20 protein-coding genes are annotated in these 24,018 nt (G+C 62.5%); 8 read left to right on the top strand and 12 right to left on the bottom strand.

Annotated features, from left to right (window positions below; genetic code table 11):
* Positions 1 to 24 precede the first annotated feature (24 nt).
* From AB5Y64_RS11775 to nrdD, 4 genes are all read right to left on the bottom strand, one after another.
* A complete protein-coding gene (locus AB5Y64_RS11775) occupies positions 25 to 405 on the bottom strand; it encodes an energy transducer TonB (RefSeq protein ID WP_234716510.1) in 381 nt (126 codons plus the stop codon).
* Positions 406 to 551: 146 nt separating this feature from the next.
* Positions 552 to 722 carry a YqaE/Pmp3 family membrane protein gene (locus tag AB5Y64_RS11770; protein ID WP_010673454.1) on the bottom strand — a complete coding sequence of 57 codons (171 nt, stop codon included), beginning with the start codon at positions 720 to 722 and terminating at the stop codon, positions 552 to 554.
* Positions 723 to 779: 57 nt separating this feature from the next.
* A complete protein-coding gene (gene nrdG, locus AB5Y64_RS11765) occupies positions 780 to 1,289 on the bottom strand; it encodes an anaerobic ribonucleoside-triphosphate reductase-activating protein (protein WP_052815464.1) in 510 nt (169 codons plus the stop codon).
* A gap of 113 nt (positions 1,290 to 1,402) precedes the next feature.
* On the bottom strand, positions 1,403 to 3,520 hold the full coding sequence (nrdD, locus tag AB5Y64_RS11760; protein ID WP_052814900.1) for an anaerobic ribonucleoside-triphosphate reductase: 2,118 nt from the start codon (positions 3,518 to 3,520) through the stop codon (positions 1,403 to 1,405).
* Positions 3,521 to 3,959: 439 nt separating this feature from the next.
* On the opposite strand from nrdD, the gene AB5Y64_RS11755 reads away from it, so the two are divergent.
* Positions 3,960 to 4,928: an ABC transporter substrate-binding protein gene (locus AB5Y64_RS11755; protein WP_221365719.1), complete on the top strand. Its 969-nt coding sequence runs from the start codon at positions 3,960 to 3,962 to the stop codon at positions 4,926 to 4,928.
* 57 nt (positions 4,929 to 4,985) lie between these two features.
* On the opposite strand, the gene ligA is transcribed toward AB5Y64_RS11755, so the two are convergent.
* The 3 genes from ligA to AB5Y64_RS11740 all read right to left on the bottom strand — a co-directional run bounded on the left by ligA (position 4,986) and on the right by AB5Y64_RS11740 (position 11,612).
* Positions 4,986 to 6,992, bottom strand: coding sequence for an NAD-dependent DNA ligase LigA (gene ligA, locus AB5Y64_RS11750; RefSeq protein ID WP_053288152.1), 2,007 nt, complete (start codon positions 6,990 to 6,992; stop codon positions 4,986 to 4,988).
* A gap of 99 nt (positions 6,993 to 7,091) precedes the next feature.
* Positions 7,092 to 8,222: a cell division protein ZipA gene (gene zipA, locus AB5Y64_RS11745; RefSeq protein ID WP_053288151.1), complete on the bottom strand. Its 1,131-nt coding sequence runs from the start codon at positions 8,220 to 8,222 to the stop codon at positions 7,092 to 7,094.
* Between the two features lie 15 nt (positions 8,223 to 8,237).
* Positions 8,238 to 11,612, bottom strand: a complete 3,375-nt coding sequence (locus AB5Y64_RS11740) for an AAA family ATPase (RefSeq protein ID WP_053288150.1) — start codon at positions 11,610 to 11,612, stop codon at positions 8,238 to 8,240.
* Between the two features lie 110 nt (positions 11,613 to 11,722).
* Between AB5Y64_RS11740 and cysZ the strand changes: the two genes are divergently transcribed.
* Positions 11,723 to 12,487 carry a sulfate transporter CysZ gene (gene cysZ / locus AB5Y64_RS11735; protein ID WP_010673447.1) on the top strand — a complete coding sequence of 255 codons (765 nt, stop codon included), beginning with the start codon at positions 11,723 to 11,725 and terminating at the stop codon, positions 12,485 to 12,487.
* 134 nt (positions 12,488 to 12,621) lie between these two features.
* Positions 12,622 to 13,236 carry a trimeric intracellular cation channel family protein gene (locus AB5Y64_RS11730; protein WP_010673446.1) on the top strand — a complete coding sequence of 205 codons (615 nt, stop codon included), beginning with the start codon at positions 12,622 to 12,624 and terminating at the stop codon, positions 13,234 to 13,236.
* 94 nt (positions 13,237 to 13,330) lie between these two features.
* On the opposite strand, the gene AB5Y64_RS11725 is transcribed toward AB5Y64_RS11730, so the two are convergent.
* The 4 genes from AB5Y64_RS11725 to AB5Y64_RS11710 all read right to left on the bottom strand — a co-directional run bounded on the left by AB5Y64_RS11725 (position 13,331) and on the right by AB5Y64_RS11710 (position 16,720).
* Positions 13,331 to 13,582 (bottom strand): hypothetical protein, encoded by a 252-nt coding sequence (locus AB5Y64_RS11725; protein WP_010673445.1) that lies wholly within the window; start codon positions 13,580 to 13,582, stop codon positions 13,331 to 13,333.
* Positions 13,583 to 13,685: 103 nt separating this feature from the next.
* Positions 13,686 to 14,231, bottom strand: a complete 546-nt coding sequence (locus AB5Y64_RS11720) for a DUF882 domain-containing protein (RefSeq protein ID WP_010673444.1) — start codon at positions 14,229 to 14,231, stop codon at positions 13,686 to 13,688.
* Positions 14,232 to 14,379: 148 nt separating this feature from the next.
* Positions 14,380 to 15,861 carry a murein L,D-transpeptidase gene (locus AB5Y64_RS11715; protein WP_045523555.1) on the bottom strand — a complete coding sequence of 494 codons (1,482 nt, stop codon included), beginning with the start codon at positions 15,859 to 15,861 and terminating at the stop codon, positions 14,380 to 14,382.
* 91 nt (positions 15,862 to 15,952) lie between these two features.
* Positions 15,953 to 16,720 (bottom strand): substrate-binding periplasmic protein, encoded by a 768-nt coding sequence (locus tag AB5Y64_RS11710; protein WP_368203842.1) that lies wholly within the window; start codon positions 16,718 to 16,720, stop codon positions 15,953 to 15,955.
* A gap of 309 nt (positions 16,721 to 17,029) precedes the next feature.
* On the opposite strand from AB5Y64_RS11710, the gene AB5Y64_RS11705 reads away from it, so the two are divergent.
* The 5 genes from AB5Y64_RS11705 to AB5Y64_RS11685 all read left to right on the top strand — a co-directional run bounded on the left by AB5Y64_RS11705 (position 17,030) and on the right by AB5Y64_RS11685 (position 22,556).
* On the top strand, positions 17,030 to 17,575 hold the full coding sequence (locus AB5Y64_RS11705; protein ID WP_010673441.1) for a hypothetical protein: 546 nt from the start codon (positions 17,030 to 17,032) through the stop codon (positions 17,573 to 17,575).
* A gap of 57 nt (positions 17,576 to 17,632) precedes the next feature.
* Positions 17,633 to 18,691: a glycosyltransferase family 2 protein gene (locus AB5Y64_RS11700; RefSeq protein WP_041213382.1), complete on the top strand. Its 1,059-nt coding sequence runs from the start codon at positions 17,633 to 17,635 to the stop codon at positions 18,689 to 18,691.
* Positions 18,688 to 19,059: a GtrA family protein gene (locus AB5Y64_RS11695; RefSeq protein WP_010673439.1), complete on the top strand. Its 372-nt coding sequence runs from the start codon at positions 18,688 to 18,690 to the stop codon at positions 19,057 to 19,059. The genes AB5Y64_RS11700 and AB5Y64_RS11695 overlap by 4 nt, the downstream gene beginning before the upstream one ends.
* Positions 19,059 to 20,225: a hypothetical protein gene (locus tag AB5Y64_RS11690; protein ID WP_052814338.1), complete on the top strand. Its 1,167-nt coding sequence runs from the start codon at positions 19,059 to 19,061 to the stop codon at positions 20,223 to 20,225. The genes AB5Y64_RS11695 and AB5Y64_RS11690 overlap by 1 nt, the downstream gene beginning before the upstream one ends.
* Before the next feature lie 207 nt (positions 20,226 to 20,432).
* A complete protein-coding gene (locus AB5Y64_RS11685) occupies positions 20,433 to 22,556 on the top strand; it encodes an alpha-amylase (protein ID WP_183149563.1) in 2,124 nt (707 codons plus the stop codon).
* Positions 22,557 to 22,605: 49 nt separating this feature from the next.
* Here the strand turns inward: AB5Y64_RS11685 and AB5Y64_RS11680 are convergent, their stop codons facing one another.
* Entirely contained in the window at positions 22,606 to 23,934 is a 1,329-nt protein-coding gene (locus AB5Y64_RS11680; RefSeq protein ID WP_053288733.1) for an IS4 family transposase, read from the bottom strand.
* Between the last annotated feature and the right edge of the window lie 84 nt (positions 23,935 to 24,018).

Genomic DNA, 24,018 nt, shown 5'->3' with positions numbered 1-24,018 from the left:
ACCCCGGCCTGGCCGGGGTGTTTGTCATTTCACTTCCACTTCGAATCGGGCCACAACCCGAGCCGGAATGGCTTGCTGATTCTGCTCCGATGGCCGGTAGCGCAGCTGCGCCAGCCCGGAGATGGCGATGAGATCCAGCACGCCGGGAGGCTGGGACTCCAGTACCTCTGGGCTGAACAGCGTGCCATTGGAATCGATGAGGTAGCGAAGGGTCACATACCCCTTGACCGGCCTCTTCGCCGGCAGCCCCCCGACCGGGTTAAAACTGATGGCATCCCCCACCAGCACCCAGTATTCGGGCAGCGTTTCCCAGGTGACATCCACCGGAGGCTGATTCAGCTTGGCGGTGGGGCTGGCACAGCCCCCGAGCAGGGCCAGGACGGCCCACAGCAACAACCCTTTCACTCGCACTCGACATTCCCTCTTCGTTGTATCGCTCGATTCCATGAGCGACGCGCCAGTGTCAGGCAAAGGGGCTCATCCGGGAAGCCCCCATCTGGCAGGCAAAAAAAAGCCAACCCCGGAGGGCTGGCCTTGTGATCTCTCACGACTCAGGCGCGCTTGTCGCTGACCACCAGCCAGAGGGCATGGACCATGCCGGGCAGACCGCCCAGCAGGGTCAGCACTATGTTGATGAGGAAATGGAGGCTGAAGCCTACCTGGATAAAGGCGCAGACCGGGGGGAGAAAGATGGCCAGCAGGATCTTGAGCAGATTGTTCATCGGGATTCCTCGTGTAAACAGCGCTTGGGGTTGGCCTAACCATAAACACCCAAAGCCTCAACTGCAAACCAGACAGGGGATCCGCTCTCCTCCTTTCCGCCAGGCGTTGAGGTCGTGAACCATCTGATTGCGGCTGCCACGCCAGAGCAGACCGGGATCCGCCAGGGCCTTCTCGAACCTGCCATCCACCAGCACGTCCAGCAAGGCCACCAGCTCCCGCTGGGCCGGGCTGAGATCGGCCAGCAGATAACCGGTCCAGCACCAGATGTCCTTGCCGGGGCACTCGGCCCGCACCCGCTTCACCAGCGCCAGCACATGCGGCACGTTGGCGGGGTGGAGCGGATCGCCGCCGGAGAGCGACAGTCCGCGCCGCTTGATGCGGCTGTCGTTGAGATCGTGAATGATGCGATCGCTCATCGCCTCATCGAACGGCTTGCCCCCATCGAGCCGCCAGGTGCTCTGGTTGTAGCAACCGGGGCACTGGTGCTCGCAACCCGACACGAACAGGGTGGCGCGGGTGCCGGGGCCGTTGATCACATCGACCGGGTAGTACTGGTGGTAGTGCATTCGAGTTCTCTGGGTTAACGGCCAACCCCCTCCCAACCTCCCCCTTCGAAAGGGGGAGGAGCTTCTTTGCCCCCTCCCCTGCCAAGGGGAGGGCTGGGGTGGGGTCTGCTCGCTTACATATGCTTGACGCGGCGCTTCACCTCTTCCTGCTTGCCCGCGTTGAAGGGGCGCGCATCCGGGCTGCCGAGATAGCCGCACACCCGGCGGGTCACCGACACCTTGGCCGGGTCGTGGTTGCCGCAGCGCGGGCAGGTGAAGCCCTTGGAGGTGCACTCGAACTCGCCGGTGAAGCCGCAGTCGTAGCACTCGTCGATGGGGGTGTTGGTGCCGTAGTAGGGCACCTTGTCATAGCTGTAGTCCCAGACATTCTCCAGCGCCTCCAGGTTGTGCTGGATGTTGGGGTACTCGCCGTAGCAGATGAAGCCGCCGCTGGCGATGGGCGGATAGGGCGCCTCGAAGTCCAGCTTGTCGTAGGGGTTCACCTGCTTCTCCACGTCCAGGTGGAAGCTGTTGGTGTAGTAGCCCTTGTCGGTCACCCCGGCCACCACGCCAAACTCCTTGGCGTCGATGCGGCAGAAACGGGTGCAGAGGTTCTCGCTCGGGGTGGAGTAGAGACTGAAGCCGTAGCCGGTCTCCTCCTTCCACTCGTCGGTGGCCGCCTTGAGCCGCGCGATGATGGCGATGGCCTTCTGGCGCAGGGTCTCGCTGTCGAACAGGTGGACGTCTGTGCCATAGAGGGCGTTGATGGTCTCGTGTACCCCGATGTAACCCAGCGAAATGGAGGCGCGGCCATGTTTGAAGATCTCGCTGATGTTGTCATCGGCCTTGAGGCGCACCCCGCAGGCCCCCTCCATGTAGAGGATGGGGGCGACCCGGGCCTTGACCCCGTCCAGGCGCTTGATGCGGTACATGAGCGCTGTCTTGGCCACCCGCAGGGCGGCATCCAGCTTGTCCCAGAAGTCCGCTTCATCGCGGGATTTCAGGGCAATGCGCGGCAGGTTGAGGCTCACGACACCTAAGTTGTTGCGCCCTTCGTGGACCAGCTCGCCATTCTCCTCGTAGGCACCGAGGAAGGAACGGCACCCCATGGGGGTCTTGAAGGAGCCTGTGACCTTGACCACCTGGTCGTGGTTGAGGATGTCCGGGTACATCCGCTTGGAGGCGCACTCCAGCGCCAGCTGCTTGATGTCGTAGTTGGGATCCCCCTGCTTGTGGTTCAGGCCATCCTTGATGGCGAACACCAGTTTCGGGAAGACGGCGGTCTTCCTGTTCTTGCCAAGGCCGGCGATGCGGTTGCCAAGGATGGCGCGCTGGATGAGGCGCGATTCCCAACTGTCCCCCAGGCCAAAGCCGAAGGTGACAAACGGCGTCTGACCGTTGGCGGTGTGCAGGGTATTGACCTCGTATTCGAGGGACTGGAAGGCGTCGTGGCACTCCTTCTCGGTGCGGGCCATGGCATAGGCATCCACGTCCCTGATCCCCCACTCCTCGGCCACCTCCCGGTGCTTGTGCCAGCTGATGGCCACATAGGGTGCCAGCACTTCGTCGATGCGGTTGATGGTGGTGCCGCCATAGATATGGCTCGCCACCTGGGCGATGATCTGGGCGGTCACCGCAGTGGCGGTGCTGATGGATTTGGGAGTGTCTATCTCGGCATTGCCCATCTTGAAGCCGTGGGTCAGCATCCCCTGCAGATCGATCAGCATGCAGTTGAACATCGGGAAGAAGGGGGAGTAGTCAAGATCGTGGAAGTGCAGGTCGCCGCTCTCGTGGGCCTGCACCACGTCACGGGGCAGCATGTGACTGATGGCGTAATGCTTGGCGACGATGCCCGCCAGCAGGTCACGCTGGGTCGGGATCACCTTGGAGTCCTTGTTGGCGTTCTCGTTGAGCAGGGCCGCGTTGGTCTGCTCCACCAGGCCGCGGATCTCCTGGGCCAGACGACCCCTGGCCTCGCGGGCCTGATCCCGGTCGTGACGGTATTCGATGTAGGCACGGGCGATGGCCTTGTCGTCGGAGGCCATCAGGTGGTTCTCGACCCGGTTCTGGATCTCGTGGATGTCTACCTCCCCTCGCCCCTCCAGCTCCTGGCTGACAGCGGCGGCAATGCGCTCTGCCAGCGCCGGACTGGCCTGATTGACCGCTGCCGCCGCTCGGCTGACCGCATCGCGGATCAGTTGGCCATTGAATGGTGCACGACATCCATCGCGTTTGATCACTACCGGTTTCATCGATTTTCCCCGTATTGAAAGACCTGGTGGCCACCCTCGGCTCACCCTCGTTGAGTCCCCTTCTCCACGCCCGTCCCCGGCGCAAACAAGGTCAGCCAAGGCTTGAAACACCTGGGCTGACACTGAGAGGGCGACCACTTATGCACAGCTTTATGACACTATATATGGGTGTTTTTTTTATGCTTACCCCTATATGTGGGGTCTATTAGGCACCAAAGCGGTACCCTGTTTCTTGATCCAGAACAGGTTTTGGAAGGAGTGGGGCAGTTCACGACCAGCGCCAAAAGGCGCTCTTTTTGCTCACCCCAGACGGGATGCGGGCTCCCGCCCGGCAAGGGATAAAAAGAGAGGGGCACGCCTTCCGACAACAATTGACCGAGGCGCCAGAGAGCGGGAGAGCACATACTGGGGAACAGTCTGTCCCTTGCGGAAAACACACGTGACCAAGGTCTTGCTCCTGCTCTCCCTTCTCTCCCTCCCGCTGCTGGCCGCCGAGATCCTGGTGATCAGCAGCTATCACCAGAGCAACCAGTGGGATCAGAGCTACAGTGCCGGCCTAGAGCAACACCTCAAGCAGGCGCATCACCTCGGCTATCTCTATCTGGACACCAAGCGCCAGCCCGGCCAGACCCGTGACGAACTGCTCGCCAAGGGAATGGCCGCCTACCGGACCCACCAGCCAGCGCTGGTGATCCTGGGGGATGACAACGCCATCAACGCCCTCGCCCGACCCATCGCCGCCCGGGGAACGCCCGTGGTGTTTCTCGGGATGAACGAGAATCCGCGCCCCAAGGGGCTGGTCGGCCACCCCCTGATCACCGGCGTCCTGGAACGCCCCCTGCTCAAGCGCAGCATCAGCGAGATGAGCCAGTTGATGGGAGGGCTGGAGCGTGCCCTGGTGCTGTTTGACGAAAGCGAGGTGTCCCGCACCGCCGTCGCCCACGAGTTCAAGGGGCGAGGCGAGCTGACGATCGGCCAGACCCGGGTCAGCAGCCGCCAGTTCACCGACTATGGACACTGGCAGGAGGCAGTGCTCGCCAGCCGGGAAAACGGCTATCAGGCGCTCTTCCTCGGCCTCTACCACACTCTCACCGACGCTCAGGGCCAGCATGTAAGCGAGCAACAGGTACTGGCATGGACCAGCGCCAACAGCCCGGTGCCACTGTTCTGCTTCTGGGCCTTTGCGGTGGGCAGGGGAGCCGCCATCGGCGGTCTGGTGCTCGACGGCCACAGCCAGGGAGAGAGAGCCGCCGAACTGGCCAATGCCATCCTCTCGGGCACGGCGCCCGGCGCCCTCTCCCCCCGCGCCGCATCCCGCGGGGAATACCTGTTCAGCAAGAGCGAACTGGCACGCTGGCACCTGACGGCTCCCGATGCCTGGCAGGACAAGGTGAGCTACGTCGAGTGAGCCCACCAACGACAAACCCGGCCAGTGGGCCGGGTTTGTCTGCTCAAACGTGCATCCTCAGGGCTGAATGGCCGCCTGCAACTCGGCTTCGGTCCAGATGGTGATCCCCAGCTCCTGGGCCTTGGCGAGCTTGGAGCCTGCCGCCTCCCCCGCTACCAGCACGTCGGTCTTGGCCGACACCGAGCCCGCCACCTTGGCACCCAGGGCCTGCAGCGCCGCCTTGGCGTCGTTGCGGGACAAGGCGGTGAGGGTGCCGGTCAGCACGAAGGTCTTGCCGGCAAAGGGCTGATCGCTTGCCTCTTTCTTCTCGATGACCGGCCAGTGGATACCGGCGGCCAGCAGGGCGTCGAGCACCTCGATGTTGTGGGGCTGGCGCAGGAAGTAGTAGACGTGCTTGGCCACTATGTCCCCCACGTCGGGTACCTCGAGCAGCTGCTCCACCGAGGCGGCGCGCAGGGCTTCCAGGGTGAGGAAGTGGTTGGCGAGGTTGAGCGCCGTCGCCTCCCCCACCTCGCGGATCCCTAGGGCGAACAGGAAGCGCGGCAGGGTGGTGCTGCGCGCCTTGTCGATGGCCGCCACCAGGTTGAGGGCGGACTTTTGCCCCATCCGCTCAAGACCTGCCAGCTGGATGGCATTGAGGCTGAACAGGTCGGCCGGGGTCTTCACCAGCCCCTTGTCCACCAGTTGCTCCACTATCTTATCGCCAAGGCCGTCCACGTCCATGGCGCGACGCGCCGCGAAGTGCTTGATGGCGGCCGCCCGCTGGGCCTCGCAGAAGAGACCGCCGGAACAGCGGGCCACGGCCTCCCCTTCCAGCCGCTCCACCGCCGAGCCGCACACCGGGCACTCGGTCGGGAAGAGGATCGCGCGGGCATCCGCCGGGCGCTGCGCCTCCACCACAGCCACGACCTGGGGGATCACGTCCCCGGCCCGGCGCACGATCACGGTGTCGCCGATCATGACGCCAAGGCGCGCGATCTCGTCCGCATTGTGCAGGGTAGCGTTGGAAACGGTGACGCCGCCGACAAACACCGGCTTGAGCTTGGCTACCGGGGTGATGGCACCGGTGCGGCCCACCTGGAACTCGACATTCTCAAGCGCCGTCATCTCCTCTTCGGCCGGGAACTTGTGGGCGGTGGCCCAGCGCGGTGCGCGGGCCACAAAGCCGAGCTCCCCTTGCAGTGCGATGTCGTCCACCTTGTAGACCACGCCGTCGATCTCGTAGGGGAGATCCCCGCGACGCGCCAGAATGTCGTCGTGGAACGCCTGACAACCGCTGGCACCCTCTTTGAGCTTCACTTCCGGGCTGAGCGGCAGACCCCAGGCCTTGAGCTGATTGAGGCGACCGAAGTGGGACTCCCCCAGCTCGTCGCCACCGACTCCCACGCCGTAGACATAGAAGCTGAGGGGGCGGCTGGCGGTGATGCGTGAATCGAGCTGGCGCAGGCTGCCGGCAGCGGCGTTGCGCGGGTTGACGAACACCTTCTCCCCCGCCGCCAGCGCATCGCGGTTCATCGCCTCGAACCCCGCCTTGGGCATGAAGACCTCCCCACGCACCTCCAGCCGCGCCGGCCACCCCTGGCCTCGCAGGGTCAGGGGAATGGCCTTGATGGTGCGCACGTTCTCGGTGATCTCCTCCCCCGTGGTGCCGTCCCCGCGAGTGGCGGCCTGTACCAGCTGGCCAGCCACGTAGAGCAGGCTCACCGCCAGACCGTCGAGCTTGGGTTCGCAACAGAAGGTGAAATTCACCTCCCGCTTGAGGCGATCACTAATGCGTTGCTCGAACGCCTGCAACTCCTCGCTGCTGAAGACGTTGTCCAGACTCAGCATGGGGATCTCGTGGCGTACCTGCTTGAAGGCGGTCAGCGGCTGGCCTCCCACCCGCACGCTCGGCGAGGCCGGGGTTTTCAGCTCGGGATGCTCGGCCTCCAGCGCAATCAGCTCGCGCATCAGGCGATCGTATTCGGCGTCCGGCACCGTGGGGTTGTCCAGCACATAGTACTGATGGCCGTACTCGGTCAGCAGCTCACACAGTTGACGGTGGCGGGAGAGGATATCGCTCATGAAAAAGTCTCGAAGTGTGATGGAACATTCAGTCTGGGGCAGAAACAAAAATGCGGCACCGGGGTACCGCACTTTTCATTGTTCAAGCCCCATGGCGCATCAGTCGCGGCTGGCCTCGTAGGCCGCCAGCTCGTGACGGTAGCGGGCGATGTCGTCGTCGCTGAGGGGACTGCGCGAGGCGTCGGTCAGCATGGCATCGAGATCGCTCGCCAGCTGATCCGCGGCCTGCAACATGTGCTCGAAGGCGAAGGCGGCATTGCTGCGAAGGGGCAGTTGCATGAAGAGGGACACACCCGGGGTGCTGAACTGCTCCATGCGATAGGGGTTGAAGGTACCCGGCTTGACCATGTTGATCATGGAGAAGAGCACCTCCCCCTTGCCGCCCAGATCTTCGTGACGGTGGAAGATGTCCATCTCGCCAAACTTGAAGCCCAGCGCCAGCAGGGAAGAGAGCAGGGTCGCCCCTTGCAGATCGTGGCCGGGACGGGCCATCAGGTTGATGACATAGACATCCTGCCAGATCTTCTCGACCGGGGCCGGAGCGGGTTCTGGCTCGGCTGTGTGAACCGGCTCTTCATAGGCTGGCTCGTCATCGTAAGCGGGCTCTTCATAAGCCGGCTGGGCGTAGCGGGGAGCCTGCTGGGCAACCGGTGCCGGCTCGCGTGCACCGAAGGTCGGCGCCTGGGCATAGGCCGGCTCCACCAGCGGCTCTTCGTCCAGCGGCTGCATCATGGGCTCGCGCTGCGGACGGGAACGGTGTACCGGGGTACGGCGGATCACCTGGGCAGGTTTGCGCACCGGCGCAGCAGGGGCCTCTTCAACAGGGGCGGCAACCGGCTCTTCATAGTCCTCTTCTTCCTCATACACAGGCTGAGGGGGGACAGGGCGAGCGGCAGGCTTGCGCACCACGGGAGGCGGCAGATCAGCGTCGTCATCTTCATCATCGAAGGCGGGAACGGGGGCGACACGGCGGGGTTCGGGCTGACGGGCCTCGTCGCTACGCAGTTTGGGCTCGGCACGACGGCCACCGCTCACCACACGCACCTGACCGATGCCATCGCTGTCGAAGGCGTCGTTGTCACGCTCACGGGACTTGGACTCCATCCGACCCAGGGGTTTCTCCTTGATCGGTGCCTGACGATTCTTTCTGTTGCTCCACAACCCGTGAATGAGCAATGCCGCGATGGCAATACCGCCCAGGGCAACCAAGATGTAACGCAATTCCTGCATTAGCTGCTTCTCTTTCTAGTTTTGCTCAGCCAAAGCGACGGCTTCACCGATATCGACCGACACTATGCGCGAAACCCCGGGCTCTTGCATCGTGACGCCAACCAGCTGCTCGGCCATCTCCATGGAGACCTTATTATGACTGATGTAAACGAACTGTACTGTGCTCGACATCTCTTTGACAAGAGAACAGAAGCGACCGACGTTCACTTCATCGAGCGGTGCATCCACCTCATCCAGCAGACAAAATGGTGCTGGATTGAGTCTGAAGATGGCAAAAACCAGCGCAAGGGCGGTTAGCGCCTTCTCCCCCCCGGAAAGCAGGGCAATGGTAGCATTCTTCTTGCCCGGAGGTCTTGCCATGATGCTCACTCCGGCCTCCAAAAGATCATCCGAGGTCAGCTCAAGCCAGGCACTGCCCCCCCCGAACACTTTTGGGAACAGGGATTTTAAATCTTCATTGACCTTATCGAAAGTGTCGCGGAAGCGTATTTGTGTTTCTTTATCAATTCTTTTAATGGCTTGGCTCAAGGTGTCGAGGGCCTGCTCCAGATCCTGGCACTGATTTTCCAGGTAGCTTGCGCGGGTTTTCGCCTCCTCATACTCCTCCAGTGCCGCCAGGTTGATGGCGCCAAGCGCCTCCACCTGCGCCTCCAGCGTCTGGATCTCCTGGCGCAGCTTGCCGCGATCAGCGGCAATCAGCACCGCCTGATCGAGGTCCACCAGGCGCACGCCCAGCTCTTCGAACTGCTCGTGCAGTCCCTGCCTGCGCGTCAGGTTGCGCTCGCGCTCGAGCCGCAGAGTCGCCAGCTTCTCTTGAATTTTCACCAGCTGCTTGTGATCGGCGCTTCTGGCCTGCTCCAGCTCGGTCAGCTGGCGATCCAGCTCCGCGAGCCGCTGGTGACAGGCCAGTTGCTGCGCCTCAAGATTGCGCTGTTCGACCAGCAGGGGCGACAGATCCTGACTCGGAGCGGCCCCTGGCTCCTTGAGTTCCGCCAACTCCAGGCCGAGACGGGCCAGCTCCTGCTCGCGCAGCGTGATGAGCTGGCGCTGGTTCTGCTGCTCCAGTTGTAGCCGCTGGCAGGCCGCCTGCTGCTGCTCCCGGCGAAGGCGCGCCTCTTCCAGCGCCCGCTCCGCCCCGCTCACCTGCTCCTGGGCGAGCAGCAGCGCCTCGGCGAGTACCTCCCCCTGCTCCTGCAGTTCGCCAAGGGCCGCGTCATCCTGCTCAAGCCGCTCCCCGGCCGACGCCAGCCGCTGCGCCTCCTCAGCCTGCTCCTTATCGAGCCGGGCCAGCTCTTCCCCCAGCTGGCCCAGGCGCTGCAAGCGCTCCTGGCGCTGCCCCTCGCGCAGACTCCAGGCTTCGCGCAGTTGCTGCCACCGCAGCTCCTGCTCGCGCAGGGTGTGCTGAGCCAGCTCATGGGCACTGTGCTGCTGGGCCCGCGCTGCATCGGCGGCGGCAAGCTGCTCGTCGAGTCTGTGCAGCACCTCCCGACCCGCGGCCAGTTCGGTGTGCAGCCGCTCACGTTCACCGAGCAGCGCCAGGGTACCCAGGGCCATGCCCTCCCCCAGATCCGCCCAGTTGGGGCCGAACCAGTCTCCGGCGGGAGTGAGCAGCGACTCACCGGCAGAGAGGCTGTGCAGGCGGGACAGCGCCTCCTCCCTGCTCTCTGCCAGCCAGATGGCATTGAGGAAAGCCGGAATGTGCTCGCCCCCCAGTTGCGCCGCCAGGGTACCGGCCCTGGCTGACTGGGCCGGGCCAATCCAGAGTCCGGGTTGCGCCAGGTTGCACTCGTCCGCCGGGATTGCGGTGAGCCAGCGGCCGAGCACCTTGTCCAGCCCCCGGGCCCACTCGGGGGGAACCTGCAACCGATCCGCCAGGGTGGCGCCCGCCATCTGCTCCCCCAGGATCTGATCCAGGGTGGCGAGGCGCGCCTCCAGCTCGCGCAGCAGGCCCTGCTGGCGACCCTGCTCTGCCTTGAGTGCTTCATGGCGCGACACACCGGCCTGCCACGCCGCATCGGCTTCCTCATGGCGGGCGCGGGAGAGCGAGAGTTCCGCCGCCAGCGCATCGAGCGCCGGTTGCAGGTTCTCCCCCTCCCCGCCAAGGGGCCCGGCCTGTTCGTCTTCCAGCTTGAGGCGGGCAAGCCGGGTCTTGGCCTGCAGCTCCTGCAGACCGTTCACCTCGGCGCGGGTCTGGTTGAGCCGCCCCTGCAACTGGCCCAGCTGCTGCTGCCACTGCTGCTGACGCTGGCGCGCCTGCTCGAGCCGATCGCCCGCTACCGCACGCACGCTCTGCTGGTCGGTGAGCAACTGCTCACACTGCTCGAGGCGCGCCGACGCCACCTCCCCCTGCAACGTGCTGTCGCCCAGTTGCTCCAGCTGGCCGGCCAGCTGGGCCTTGAGGCCGTCGATACGCTCACCGAGGGACTGCCGCCTCGCCTGCCAGTCGCGGCCCAGCTCGCTCTGGTGCAGTTGCTGCTGCTCGAGGCGAGCGATAGCCTGCCCGCCGAGAAAAATCTGCTGCTGGCGGCTGGCCTGCTCGGCCTGCGCCTCCTGGCGGGCCACCGACAGGGTGACGTGACGCCCCTCGTCTGCAGTGCGCTTGGCATCGAGGGCCGCCAGCGCCTGCTCGGTCTGGGCCAGTTCGGTCTTGGACTCGCCGAGTCGCGTTTCCAGCGCCCACAGTTCCGAGCCGATCAGCTCCGCACGAGCGGCACGTGATCGACTCTTGAGCTGCTTGTAGCGCTCGGCGGTCTCGGCCTGGGCCTTGAGATGCTCGAGGCGTGAGCCCAGTTCGCCGCGGATGTCGCCGAGGCGCTCCAGGTTCTCCTGGGTATGGCGGATGCGCTGCTCGGTCTCGCGGCGCCGCTCCTTGTAGCGGGAGACCCCGGCGGCCTCTTCCATGAACAGCTTGAGATCGGCGGGGCGGGACTCCACCAGCCGGCTGACGGTGCCCTGTTCGATGATGGCGTAACTGCGGGGCCCAAGGCCGGTGCCGAGGAAGAGGTCGGTCACGTCCTTGCGGCGGCACTTCTGGCCGTTGATCTGGTAGTGATTGGAGCCGTCGCGCAGCACTTCGCGGCGCACCGAGATCTCGGTAAAGCGGCCGAACTCGCCGGGTACCCGGTTGTGGGGATTGTCGAACACCAGCTCCACCGAGGCGCGGCCATGGGCGCTGCGGTTGATGGAGCCGTTGAAGATGACGTCGGTCATGTTCTCGCCGCGCAGATGGCGGGCGGAGCTCTCCCCCAGCACCCAGCGCACGGCGTCGATGACGTTGGATTTGCCGCAGCCGTTGGGGCCCACCACGGCGGTCATGTCGGCGTTGAGTTCGATGCGGGTCGGCTCGACAAACGACTTGAAACCGGCGAGTTTGATCAATTTCAGACGCATGGCGGCCTATGTGGGTAACGAAATAAAGAGGAGGCGGGCAGGCGACTTTACCAAATCAAAGGCTTGTTTGTAATATGCTGGCACTTTCCCCATTCACTGATGGAGCTCACATGAGCCAATCACCCCACATGGTCAAAGATTCGGTCAGCGGTGCAGACTACTTCCTGCGCGGGTTTTCACTCATCCGCCAGCCCGGCATCCGCACCTTCGTGCTGATCCCCCTGCTGGTCAACTTCGTGCTCTTTGCCGGTGCCTTCTACGCCCTGTTGCTACAACTGGACGGCCTGTTCGCCTGGCTGCACCAGCAGATCCCGAGCTGGCTCTCCTGGCTTGATTACCTGCTCTGGCCCATCGCCCTCATCACCATACTGGTGGTCTTCTCCTTCATCTTCAGCTCGGTGGCCAACTGGATAGCCGCCCCTTTCAACGGCCTGCTGGCAGAGAAGGTGGAACAGATCCTCACCGGTGAAGCCATGAATGACACCGGCATGCTGGATGTGGTGAAAGATGTGCCCCGTACCTTCGGCCGCGAATGGACCAAGCTGAAATACTATCTGCCCAAGGCCATCGGCTGCCTGATCCTCTTCCTGATCCCGGTAGTGGGCCAGACCCTGGCACCCGTGCTCTGGTTCCTGCTCAGCGCCTGGATGATGGCGATCCAGTATGTCGATTATCCGTTCGACAACCACAAGATCGGCTTCATCACCATGCGCGACGCTCTCAAGCAGCGTCGTGGAAAGTGCCTGAGCTTCGGCGCCCTGGTGACCCTCTTCTCCGCCATCCCGGTGGTGAATCTCTTCGTGATGCCGGTGGCCATCTGTGGCGCCACCGCCATGTGGGTGGACCAATACCGCAGCGAGCAACTTGGACGCTGAACCGCGTCATCATGATCAAAAGAGGGGGCGAAAGCCCCCTCTTCATTACTTAATCTAATGCATAACCAAGATAGCTTGTCGCCCCAGCGCAGGGTTGTTAGGATGCGGGCCTTTCTCGCACCCTGGGATATCTCATGTTACATGCACTCTTCTTGCTCGGCCTGGTGGCCGAAGGGATGACTGGCGCGCTGGCAGCGGGTCGGCGACGGATGGATCTGTTTGGCGTCGTGATCATCGCCTCGGCGACGGCCATCGGTGGCGGTACCATTCGGGATGTGCTGCTGGGCCACTATCCCCTGCTCTGGGTCGAGCACCCCGAATACGTGCTGCTGGTGGCGGGCGCCGCCATGGCCGGGGTCATCTCGGCCCCGCTGATGCGCTACCTTGGCAAGCTGTTCCTGGCGCTCGATGCCCTGGGGCTCGTGGTCTTCTCCATCTTCGGGGCTGCCCGGGCGCTCGAGATGGGCCACGGGGCCGGCATCGCCTGCATCATGGCCGTGGTGACCGGCGTGTTCGGGGGGGTACTGCGGGACTTGCTGTGCCAGCGCATCCCGCTGGTGTTCAAGCGCGAGCTCTATGCCGCCGTCTCGCTGATCACTGCCGCACTCTACTGCTTTGCGCTGCACCATGGGCTGCCCAACGACTGGGCCGCTTTCGGTGCCATCGGCATCGGCTTCGTGCTGCGGCTCCTGGCGGTACGCTTCAAGTGGGGACTGCCCACCTTCAACTATCAGTACGCCACCCATTGATCGCGCCAGTTCCTGGCCATATCGCACGGATAACGAGCAACAAAAAAGCGCCATACGGCGCTTTTTTGTTGGGCATCGGCAAGAGAGGAAAGGGTCAGTTGATCCCTTCCGAGCTGAAGAAGGTCGCCTTGTCGGCGATGAAACGCACCTTGATGTTCTTGCCTTCCCCTCCCCAGACACAGCTCGTGGTGCCGAGAGCATCGTCGCAACGCTCGGCCTTGCCGAGGATGGCACTCGCTTCGGCATAGCTCATCCCGACTTTCAGCTTGTCGTAGCTCTCGCGGTTGAGCTTGCCGCAACCAGTCAACAACAGGGCGATGAGCCCCCCGATCACAATCTGCTTCATCTTTCTCTCCTCTGGCTGGAGTCCAGAGCCTAGCAGCTTGGTCCCCCTCAATGCCAGCGGCAAAAAGACACAATCGGCACTCAACTCTTGAGACGATCCCGACTCACCAGCTGCGAACGGGACCCGTGTCCAAGTGTACGAAGTTGTCGGAAGGGTAATAACCCACACCGCCCACCTTGAGGTTCAGGGCGGCCTTGCGCAGGTGCGCCAGCTGCACGCCGGGGATGCGCACGTCAACCGCCTGCCCCAGGGTGTGGTAGCTGTGCTTGGCGACGCCGCGACTCTTGCGCCGCTTCTGCTGATTGGTGGCCGGGGAGCGATAGCCCGAGATGAGCTGGATTTCGCCGTGGCGCCCCAGCTTGTGTTGCAGCAGAAAGAGCTGATCGAACAGCTTTCTGTCGATGTTGAACACTTCGTTGCGACGGTAGTCACGGAAAATATGGTTGAGCTCCGCCAGCCCGTCGCTCAGATAGTGGCCATCTTCCCAATAACTGGCGCGTACCCGCTCGCCGGTATTGAGGTTGAAGAAACTCAGTTCCCGTCCCGAAGTGCTGCGGCTCGCCAGCGCAGGGAACGACAGCAGGCTGGTCCCCATCAGGCAACCCGCCCCCAGCAGCAGACGGCGTCGGCTTATCCCTTGTCCCAGCATCCGTTGTCCGTCCATCTCATGGTGAAGTCACACAGGTGAATGAATTTGATACAAGGGCCGAAACTACCTGCCAGAAAAAGCGCTGTCAAACCCCATTCACCCATGAAAAAGCCCGGCACGGGCCGGGCTTTTCACTCTGTGGCGAGGATCACAGCAAGCGGCTTTGATAGCTGACTCTGTCGAATCCGTAGATATCGTTGCGCAGTTGCTGACGTCCCTCTTCATCAATCCAGCTGCTCCAGTAGACGGTAAACACCGGGATAGGGTTGCTCAGGGGCAGCCACTTGGTCTGGGTCTCTTTCAGGATGCTGGCCACCTTGTCCGGCTGATAGCGGGAGTCCGCCAGCAGCAGCTCTGCCAGATCGTCGGCGTGTTCCACCCGGATGCAACCCGAGCTGAAGGCACGGGCCCCCTGCTCGAACAGCGCCTTGCGCGGGGTGGAGTGGAGATAGATGGCATCGTTGTTGGGCAGATAGAACTTGTAGCGACCCAGGGCATTGTGATCCCCCGGCTTTTGCCGCAACCGGTAAGGGAAACCGGAGGCCAGCGCATGGTGCCAGCCATCTTCGCTGAACTGCACCGGATTGCCCTCGCCGTCGATCACCTCGAACTGTTCGCGATCCAGGTAGGCAGGATCGCGCCCGAGCTTGGGCAGAATGTCCTTGCTCAGGATGGAGCGCGGCACGTGCCAGGCCGGGTTCAGCACGATGGAGCGGATCTCGCTGGCGAGGATGGGGGTGGCCCGCTGCTCCTTGCCGACGATGACCCGACTGGTGAAGACCTCGCTGCCAGACTCCACCACGCTCAGGCGGTAGTCCGGAATGTTGACCAGCACATAGCGACCGGCAAGGTGATCCACCAGATCACGGCGCCACAGGTTGCGTACCAGCAGGCTGGCGCGCACCTCGGGGCCGGTATTGAGCCAGCTGCGGGTCTGACGGCCGATGATGCCGTCGGCCGTCAGGCCGTGGCGGCGCTGGAACTGCTTGATGGCCTGTTCGGTCTCGGGATCGTAGAGGCTGTCCTGGTGAGTCGGGGCACTGTCCCCCAGTTCGTTCAGGATGGAGCGGATCTGGCCGAGCTCGGTCGAGCTCTCCCCGGCCCGCAGGGTCGGCATGGAGAGAGTGGGCCAGTGCTTGGCCATGGGCATGGCCAGCAGCTTGCGCACTTCTTCGCGCACGGCGTCGTATTCCGCCACCTGTGGCCTGAGTTGCCTGACCTGCTCCAGCAGATTGTCTCCCTGGGGGGCATGGGCCAGGGGGCGGTTCAGATCCAGCTTGAGGGTCTGCATCTGTTCGCGCGCGACCAGATCCATCCCTCGCCAGGCCTGCTGGAACCGGGCCAGCTTGCCAAAGGCCTCATCGTAGAGGGCACCGCGCCGATCCGCCGGGGTCTTTTGCAACTGCTGCCAGAGGCGGTAGAAATCCGGATGCAGCTGGGCCAGCACCGCTTCCTGCAACTGCTGTTCAAGCTCATGACGAGCCTGCTCGGCCACCTCGTTCTGATACCAGTCATGTTGGATGCTGGGACTGGCCACTACCGCCTGTTCCGTGCTGGCATGAACCATGCTGGCCGGCCAGCAGCCCAGCCAGATCAGATTCGCCAATGCCAACCAATACTTCTTACCCATGCTTCTTACCACGCTTGCCTCAAATCGGTTCATTTCGGCCTGTCAGGCGCGACGGTCAGGACCCCATGATGCGTGAATGCCGACGACTTTGCTAGCGGACGGAGGTGTAACGACGCCAGATGAGTTCCTGCTCCCCGCTGTCGCCGACGGCCACTATCGCCTCGTTGAACCGCTCTACGAATTCCCCGGACAGGGTCTTCTTGCTCAACATGAAAAAGGTGGGCGTCTCATGGATCGCCATTGTGTGGGGGACGACCGCATCCGACAGCCCCTCTCTCTTCAGACCCCAGGGCGTGGCCAGACTATCCCCGAGAAAACCGTCTATCCGCCCAAGCAGCAGCTTGCGATAGTTTTGCACATCGTTGACCTCGCTCACCTGGTTGCGGTATCGCTGCAGAACCTTGGTGATTTCCGGGCCGTAATAGTAGTCCCTGGTCACACCGAGGCGATGCCCGTGGGCCAGCCAGCTCGCCAGATCCGACTCCTCACCGGTACCGGATTTGCGTACCCAGAGCGATGTCCGGCCCGGGTTGTAGGGGATGGAGAACCAGGCATAACGCGCCCTGTCATCGGCAAAATATGCCTCCATCACGATGTCCAGCCGACCCCGCTCAAGATCGTGCAACCCCCGCTTCCAGGGACGCTCCACATAGACCAGACGACAACCCAGCCGATTCGACACGGCATTGAGGTAGTCGACCGCAAATCCACGCAGTTCCCGACGTGCTCCCTCTTGCTGGTAATAGTGGTATGGGGGCCAGTCATCGAAACCGACGCGAAGGGGGGAGGAGCAGAACGATTGCGCCCACAACGGTTGGAGGGGCAGACAGCAGAGCACAGAGAGAGAGAAGAGTCTCATGGGTCATCCTTGACGACGGGACAGGCCATCTTAATTCTGCCCGGGTGAAATGGCGACAGATCCTGCCACAACAAAGTACAATATCAGCCGTTTGCCTGATGCGCCCCAGGTGGCGGCAGACAGGTTGGCGCCGAAAAAGCCACAATCAAGAAGAGGAAGCAAACGACCCCAAAGCCCCTTGGTAAGCAGGGTGATTGAGGGTTAATATCTGAGCAAATATATTTTTGTGATCCACTATGCTTTTTTTGCAATTGGATTAGCATATGCGCGAAATCTGCCTATCAATCTGTCGGGCGTCGAGTGAGTAATATGACCTACAAAAAGTTCGGTTTTCTGGCTGCCATCCTGGCACTGAGCGGTTTCTACCTTTATACCCTCTATCTGGCCGCTCACCCCAACGTGAGCCTGGCTTACAAGCTCTATTACCTGGAAGGCAAGACCCGTTTCTGGGAGCACAACTCCAGCATGACCTACCAGCCCGGCAACGAACTCAACCTGACCAAGCCGAGCCGCTTCCTCTCAAGCGAAGGCTGGGCCAAGAAGCCCAGCGAGCAAGGTACCGAGCTGAGCGGTCAGGGCGGTCTCTATTTCGTGCTGCCCAAGCAGCAGGCCCAGCCTGAGCAGCTCACCATCCAGGCCAGGATCAACAGCCCCCAGGCTGGCGCCCTGCTCAAGGTGGCGCTGGGTCATGATTTCACCACCACGGTCAAGCTGGCCAAGGCGGGCATCAACGAGATCCGCCTCAGCCTGCCGGGCGACTCCCTGACCGCCGATCCCAAGCGTCCCAACTTCCTGGCGCTCTCCGCCCCGACACCGCTCAACGTCCAGTCCGTGCGACTGACCGTGGCTCAGTGAAGCGGAATGCCCCAAGCATCTGTTCCGTAAAATAATTCTTTCAATAAGGAAGTTCCCATGTCCCGTGCCGATTTTCGACTCTCTCTGGTCGTTCCCGTTTACAACGAGGAAGAGAGCATAGACGCCTTCATCAGCGCGATAGATACCGAACTGGCCCCGCTCAAAGACCAGCTTGAAATCGTGTTCGTCAACGATGGCAGCCGTGACCGCACCCGTGAGGTGGTCGAGCAGGCCATCGCCCGGGATCCCCGTGTGACCCTGGTCAACCTGGCCCGCAACTTCGGCAAGGAAGCGGCCATGACCGCCGGCCTGCACCAGGCCAAGGGCGACGCCATCGTCCCCATGGACGTGGACCTGCAGGATCCCCCCTCTCTCATTCTGGAGTTCGTCAAGCTGTGGCAGACCGGCGACTATGACACCGTCTACGGCATCCGGGTGGATCGCAGCGCCGATACCCCGATGAAACGCCTGACTGCCGGTGGCTTCTACCGCTTCTTCAACGCCCTCTCCACCAGCACCAAGCTGCCGGAGAACGCCGGTGACTTCCGCCTCATCGATCGCAAGGTGGTCGAGGCCATCAAGCAGTTGCCGGAGCGCAACCGCTTCATGAAGGGGCTGTTCGCCTGGGCCGGTTTTCGCGCCGTCGGCGTTCCCTACGAGCGCCCGGCCCGCCATGCCGGCGAAACCAAGTTCAACTACTGGAAGCTGTGGAACTTCGCCCTTGACGGCCTGATGAGCTTCTCCAGCTGGCCGCTGCGGGTGTGGAGCTACATCGGGGTCGGTGTCTCCTTCATCGCCTTCCTCTATATCCTCAAGATCATCACCCAGGTGCTCTTCTTCGGCATCGACGTGCCCGGTTACGCCTCCCTGATGTCGGTCATGCTGTTCCTCGGCGGCATCCAGCTGCTGTCGCTGGGCATCATCGGCGAGTACATCGGCCGCATGTTCGTCGAGGTGAAACAGCGCCCCGTCTACCTCATCGAAGGGGTCTACGGCCAGTACGCCAAGCAGGATGAAGAGCAGAAGCAGGAAGTGCCCACCGCCAGCAAGAAGAGCGCTGGCAAGAAGGCCGCCGCGAAAGCCGCTGATGATCAGCAGGAGCAGGCGTCTCAATGATCTCCCGCGAGGAATTCTGGCGGCTGGTTCGCTTCGGTTTTGTCGGCGGGGGGGCCACCCTCGTCGATCTGGGTACCTCCATCGCCCTGTTTCATACCTGGCCGGCCATCTCCGAGCACCTGGTCACGACCCTGGCCTTTGCCGTGGCGTTCTGGTTCTCGTTCTTCGGCCATCGCTACATCACCTTCCAGAAACAAGGTGCCGCCAGCAAGTTCCTGCTGGTTGCCCTCTTCTCGCTGGCGGTGCGTAATCTCATCCTGAGCGGTTTGCTGTTTGCCGGTCTCTCCGGCCTGTTGCCGGTGGTGATCGCCACCCTGACCGTCACCGTGCTCACCTACGTTCTCTCCCGTATCTGGGTTTTTGCCTGATGAATGATATGACCAATACCGCCCCGTCAACCGGGGCTGCACTCCCCTATCGCCCGTCACTGCGCATCAGCGGCCGCGACTGGCTGATGATCGTCGCCGCCTTCGTGCTGAGCCGGGTGGCGCTCTATGGCATGGGCTATTTCGGCGTCCAGCTCTATGGCGCCACCGACATCGGGCCGCTGCAAGCCTACTGCCAGTTCGACTGCGTCTGGTTCCAGCGCATCATCGAGAATGGCTACGACCTCTATCCACGCTGGTTGAGCAAGGGCAATGCGGCGAACTGGGCCTTCATGCCCCTCTATCCCATGCTGGCCGGCGGTCTCTCCAGCCTGTTTGACATGGAGAGCCTCATCGGCCTGATGCTGGTGGCCAACATCGCCTTCTTCATCAGCTTGCCCCTGATGCTGCTGGTGCTGCACCAGCTCAAGCTGGGGGACGACACAGCCCGCTTCGGGGTCTGGCTGCTGGCCTTCTCCCCCTTCTCCGCCTATTTCGTCTCCGGCTATACCGAGCCCATGTTCATGGCGCTGATGCTGGGAATGTTCCTGTTCGCCTACCGCGAACAGTGGCTCATGGTCGCCTTCCTCGGCATCTTCATCTCCGCCACCCGCAACCTGGGGGTGATGATGGTGTTCCCGGTGCTGATCCTGGCCCTGCAGGCCTACGGCTGGCGCGAGTTCTTCCGCTTCACCGAGCGGGCCTTCAAGGTGGTGTTCACCCTCTGGCTCATTCCCCTCGGCCTCTTCTCCTACATGGTCTATCTCTATCACCTCACCGGGGATGCCCTGGCCTTCAAGCACATCCAGGTGGCCTGGGGCCGCTATATGGACAGCCCCCTGGACTGGTGGCTGAGCGGCTTCGAGCTGGGGGGGCGCAAGGCCTATCTCTCCATCATGGTGATCTTCGGCTGGTGCCTGAATGGCTACCTGTTCAGCCAGAAACGCTGGGCCGAAGCAACCCTGATGTTCATCTGCTGCACCATCCCCCTGATGACCGGACTCAACGCCATGCCCCGCTACATGTTCGGCCTCTATCCGACCCTGCTGGCCATCGTGCTGCTGGCCCATCGCTGGCCTGCCATCCGCCCTGCGGTGCTCTGCATCAGCGGCATGGTTGCCTCCTTCATCGCGGTGGCCTTCGTCAACTTCAAGTTCTTCACCGTGTGACGCCACCCCGAATGCCTACAAGCCGGTCAACTGACCGGCTTTTTTCATGGCCGCGACACCCGGTTCACACTTTTCCATTCTTGAAAACGTAACCATTTGAACTGACGTCACAAATCGGTATTTTACCGGTCCAAGCCTGCCCCAGCGCGCCCTAGAATGAGTGCCTCAACGGATCCTGCTCCTCACACTCTGCTCAAGGAATGGCTTATGCGTCTCTCTTCGCGCCCCGCTCTTCGCCCATCACCCCTGTGGCTGGCCGTGCTCGCCACACCGCTGTTCATCGGTCAGGCGATGGCCGCCCCCGAGGTCTATCTCCATGTGGATGGCAAACCGGTAGCCGAGGCGCTGACGCTGGACAAGGGCACCGTCACCCTGACCCACAGACTGGACAAGGGGAGCCACCAGATCCGCATCAGCGATGCGGGCAACAGCTGCGGCACCAGCTTCGGGCCAACCGAGGCCAAGCCCCTTCCCTTCGGCACCGCCCAGCCCATGGACAAGTGCAGCAAGGGGACAGACTTCAATCTGAGGGTGATGCTGGCGGGGGACTACGAGTTCACCTTCAACCCCGATACCCCCAGCCTCAAGGTGTTGCGGGCAACCAAAAAGAGCGAGTTCAAACGCCAGCCTCCGGAAGAGCCCTGCATCAGCTGGGATGGCGGCCCGGTCACGACATCACTCAAGGGAGTCTGGCCCGACGGCACACGGTTGCGGGATGCCTACTCGGGACAGGAAGCCGTGGTCAAGGGCGGCAAGATCACCCTGACACCGAGCAAGGAGAGCGGCGGCCTGCTGCTGCTCGAGCCGGTCAAGGCCGCCAAGCCTGCTCCCTTCAGCTGGGATCAGGCGAGCGTCTATTTTCTGCTGACCGACCGCTTCCACAACGGCGATCCTGCCAATGATCACAGCTTCGGTCGTCAGAAGGATGGTCAGGACGAAGTGGCCACCTGGCATGGCGGTGACTTCAAGGGGCTGACCGAGAAGCTCGACTACATCAAGCAACTCGGCATCAACGCCATCTGGATCACCCCCATGGTGGAACAGGTCCACGGCTTCATCGGCGGTGGCGAACAGGGGAACTTCCCCTTCTACGCCTACCACGGCTACTGGGCGCTCGACTTCACCAAAATCGACCCCAACTACGGCGACGAAGAGAGCCTGAAAACCCTGGTGGACGAGGCCCACAAGCGCGGCATGCGGATCATCCTCGACGTGGTGATGAACCACGCAGGCTACGCCACCCTCGCCGACTTGCAGGATCTGGGGCTCACCGATCTCACCCAGAACACCGGCAAGCTGCCGAGTCGCTGGAACGAATGGCGCCCAAGCGGCGGCCTCAACTGGCATGGCTACAACCAGTTCATCGACTACCAGTCATCCCACTGGGACAAGTGGTGGGGCCCTGACTGGGTGCGCGCAGGCCTGCCCGGCTACCCGCAACCCGGCACCGACGACGTCACCGGCTCGGTGGCGGGACTGCCGGACTTCCTGACCGAATCCACCAGATCGGTGGGGCTGCCACCGCTGCTCGCTGCCAAAAAAGACACCAGGGCCAAGGCCCTGCCCAACGCCACCGTGAGCGATTACCTCATTGCCTGGCACACCGACTGGGTGCGCCGCTTCGGCATCGACGGCTTCCGTGCCGACACCGTCAAGCACCTGGAGCCCGCGGTCTGGGCCAGGCTCAAGCAGGCGGGCACCGACGCGCTCAAGGAGTGGAAGGCCGCCAACCCGGGCAAGGCCCTCGATGACCTTCCCTTCTACATGGTGGGCGAGGTGTGGGATCACGGGGTCGCCAAGGACTTCTGGTACCAGCACGGCTTCGATTCCCTGATCAACTTCGACTACCAGCGTGAATTCGCCCTGCCCCAGGCCCAGTGCATGGCGGGGGCAGAGCCCACCTATGCGAGCTACGCCAGCCGCATCAACCAGGATCCCGAGTTCAACGTGCTGAGCTACATCAGCTCCCACGACACCAAGCTCTTCTTCGGCGACTACCAGGACGTGGCGCTGCAACGGCGGGTGGCCAACAGCTTCATGCTGCTGCCGGGGGGCATCCAGATCTACTATGGCGACGAGTCCGGCCGGGGACTGGCCAAGGATGGGGGCGTGTTCGATCAGAGCGTGCGCTCGGACATGAACTGGCAGGAGCTGGCGAGTGGCGAGAAGGCGGAGCTGGTCAAGCACTGGCAACGGCTCGGCCAGTTCCGTGCCGCCCACCCTGCCATCGCGGCGGGCAGCCACAAGAAGATTTCCGATGCCCCCTACGGCTTCGTGCGGGAGAAAGGAGAAGACAAAGTGGTCGTGGTCTTCGCGGGTCGGCAGAAATAGCGACCTGGCCTGAATAAAAAGGGGAGCCGATGGCTCTAATGCCAGTCAGTTAAGCCTGACTGGCATTGTTTTTACTAGGTTTTCTCGTCGCATACTTCTGTGGTTTGGCTTTGATGCACCTTGGGTAACTTCGTTCTCGGCGGGCGGGTAACTTGAACTGCTCTGCCTGTTTGTCCAACTCAGCGACACGCCCTGGAACCATGCCCGGTGACACAAACGGCAGGCAACTGAGTTCATGCAGCAGATACACCGATGCCATGTGAAAGCTCAACTGGCTGGCCGTATAGCCCTTTAAGCTCGCCGCCATCCTAACCATCTGATATCTCAGTAGGTTATAGGCCAATACCAAGCCCCATAGCTCCTGCCTTACTCCATCGGGTTTCTTGCTGCGCAGCGTCAGCCGGTGCTGTTGCAGGCTATGTTTCATCTCCCGATAGCCCAGCTCGATTTCCCAGCGATTCTGGTATAGCTCCATCAACTCGCTGGCCGGGAAGCGCAGCGGGTCGGTGAGCGAGGTCAGCACCTGCCGCTCCTTGCCGTTTACCGTCCGGGTCAGCAGCCGGGCTTCGAACTGCTCCGGCAACTCGCTCCACTTCTTCTTGGCCTGCGGACTGGCACTGAGGCGTACCAGCACATCCTGCCGCCCCAGCTTGCGGATGACCTCGTATTGAGCCCCCTTTTTCAGCGGAATAAGCCAGTGACGCGCTACGCCCTGGCGTTGCCAGGCATGGAGTAACCCCAGTGAGTAGAAGCCCTTATCGAACAGGGTCAGGCTATTATCGGGTGTTTTTTCAATCAGTTGCTCTGCCAACACCATCTCGTTTACCGCACAGGAGTCCATCACTGTCTGGGTCAGCAGATGACTGGTCAGCTCCATCTGACACAACATGCGGACCTGGGGATATTGCGTCTCCCCCTGGACGGTTTTCGACTTGGCAAAGGCGCCGGCATTGTCCGGAGTATCGGGCGTGCGCCAGACCACCCCGTCCACGGCCAGCAGCTGCAAGCCGGCCCAGGTGGGGTGCTGACACTGCTGATGCCAGAGTGTGGCGGTCTGCTGGAACACCTGTCGAACGGCTTGGTCAGCCAGTTTTTGGCGCGCCTGGATGAAGGCGCTGGGGACGACAAACGGCCGGTCGCCGGGTAACAGGATATCGAGCTGGTTGGCCAGCTGGGCCATAGGGACATGACGAAACAAGGACATCCCGATAATGGCCCATAGCACCCGCTCCATGGGCATGCGCCGTCGGCGCAAGGAGACGGAGCCCGTCTCGGCCAAGCAAGCCTGCACCAGTTCAGGTGACAGCAGGTCAGACAGGGACTCAAACTTTCCGGGAGGACAGGCGTGAATGAAGTCGAGAGCTTGGTCGATACGCATAAAAAAATCCGAAACCCAACAAGGAGTTTCGGATTCTTACACAGCCTGAGGATCGGTCAATGGATCCTTAACTGATCGGCATTA

It is taken from the genome of Aeromonas sp. R5-1 (assembly GCF_040908265.1).
Taxonomy (GTDB): Bacteria; Pseudomonadota; Gammaproteobacteria; order Enterobacterales; family Aeromonadaceae; genus Aeromonas; species Aeromonas caviae.
The sequence above is the reverse complement of the archived record's forward strand: the minus strand, read 5'-3'. Positions and strand labels throughout refer to the sequence as shown.

Excerpts from the sequence above, each read along its gene's own strand:
- AB5Y64_RS11770 (WP_010673454.1), bottom strand. The coding sequence starts at position 722 with ATGAACAATCTGCTCAAGATCCTGCTGGCCATCTTTCTCCCCCCGGTC.
- nrdG (WP_052815464.1), bottom strand. The coding sequence starts at position 1,289 with ATGCACTACCACCAGTACTACCCGGTCGATGTGATCAACGGCCCCGGC.
- nrdD (WP_052814900.1), bottom strand. The coding sequence starts at position 3,520 with ATGAAACCGGTAGTGATCAAACGCGATGGATGTCGTGCACCATTCAAT.
- ligA (WP_053288152.1), bottom strand. The coding sequence starts at position 6,992 with ATGAGCGATATCCTCTCCCGCCACCGTCAACTGTGTGAGCTGCTGACC.
- zipA (WP_053288151.1), bottom strand. The coding sequence starts at position 8,222 with ATGCAGGAATTGCGTTACATCTTGGTTGCCCTGGGCGGTATTGCCATC.
- AB5Y64_RS11740 (WP_053288150.1), bottom strand. The coding sequence starts at position 11,612 with ATGCGTCTGAAATTGATCAAACTCGCCGGTTTCAAGTCGTTTGTCGAG.
- cysZ (WP_010673447.1), top strand. The coding sequence starts at position 11,723 with ATGAGCCAATCACCCCACATGGTCAAAGATTCGGTCAGCGGTGCAGAC.
- AB5Y64_RS11730 (WP_010673446.1), top strand. The coding sequence starts at position 12,622 with ATGTTACATGCACTCTTCTTGCTCGGCCTGGTGGCCGAAGGGATGACT.
- AB5Y64_RS11725 (WP_010673445.1), bottom strand. The coding sequence starts at position 13,582 with ATGAAGCAGATTGTGATCGGGGGGCTCATCGCCCTGTTGTTGACTGGT.
- AB5Y64_RS11720 (WP_010673444.1), bottom strand. The coding sequence starts at position 14,231 with ATGCTGGGACAAGGGATAAGCCGACGCCGTCTGCTGCTGGGGGCGGGT.
- AB5Y64_RS11715 (WP_045523555.1), bottom strand. The coding sequence starts at position 15,861 with ATGGGTAAGAAGTATTGGTTGGCATTGGCGAATCTGATCTGGCTGGGC.
- AB5Y64_RS11710 (WP_368203842.1), bottom strand. The coding sequence starts at position 16,720 with ATGAGACTCTTCTCTCTCTCTGTGCTCTGCTGTCTGCCCCTCCAACCG.
- AB5Y64_RS11705 (WP_010673441.1), top strand. The coding sequence starts at position 17,030 with ATGACCTACAAAAAGTTCGGTTTTCTGGCTGCCATCCTGGCACTGAGC.
- AB5Y64_RS11700 (WP_041213382.1), top strand. The coding sequence starts at position 17,633 with ATGTCCCGTGCCGATTTTCGACTCTCTCTGGTCGTTCCCGTTTACAAC.
- AB5Y64_RS11695 (WP_010673439.1), top strand. The coding sequence starts at position 18,688 with ATGATCTCCCGCGAGGAATTCTGGCGGCTGGTTCGCTTCGGTTTTGTC.
- AB5Y64_RS11690 (WP_052814338.1), top strand. The coding sequence starts at position 19,059 with ATGAATGATATGACCAATACCGCCCCGTCAACCGGGGCTGCACTCCCC.
- AB5Y64_RS11685 (WP_183149563.1), top strand. The coding sequence starts at position 20,433 with ATGCGTCTCTCTTCGCGCCCCGCTCTTCGCCCATCACCCCTGTGGCTG.
- AB5Y64_RS11680 (WP_053288733.1), bottom strand. The coding sequence starts at position 23,934 with ATGCGTATCGACCAAGCTCTCGACTTCATTCACGCCTGTCCTCCCGGA.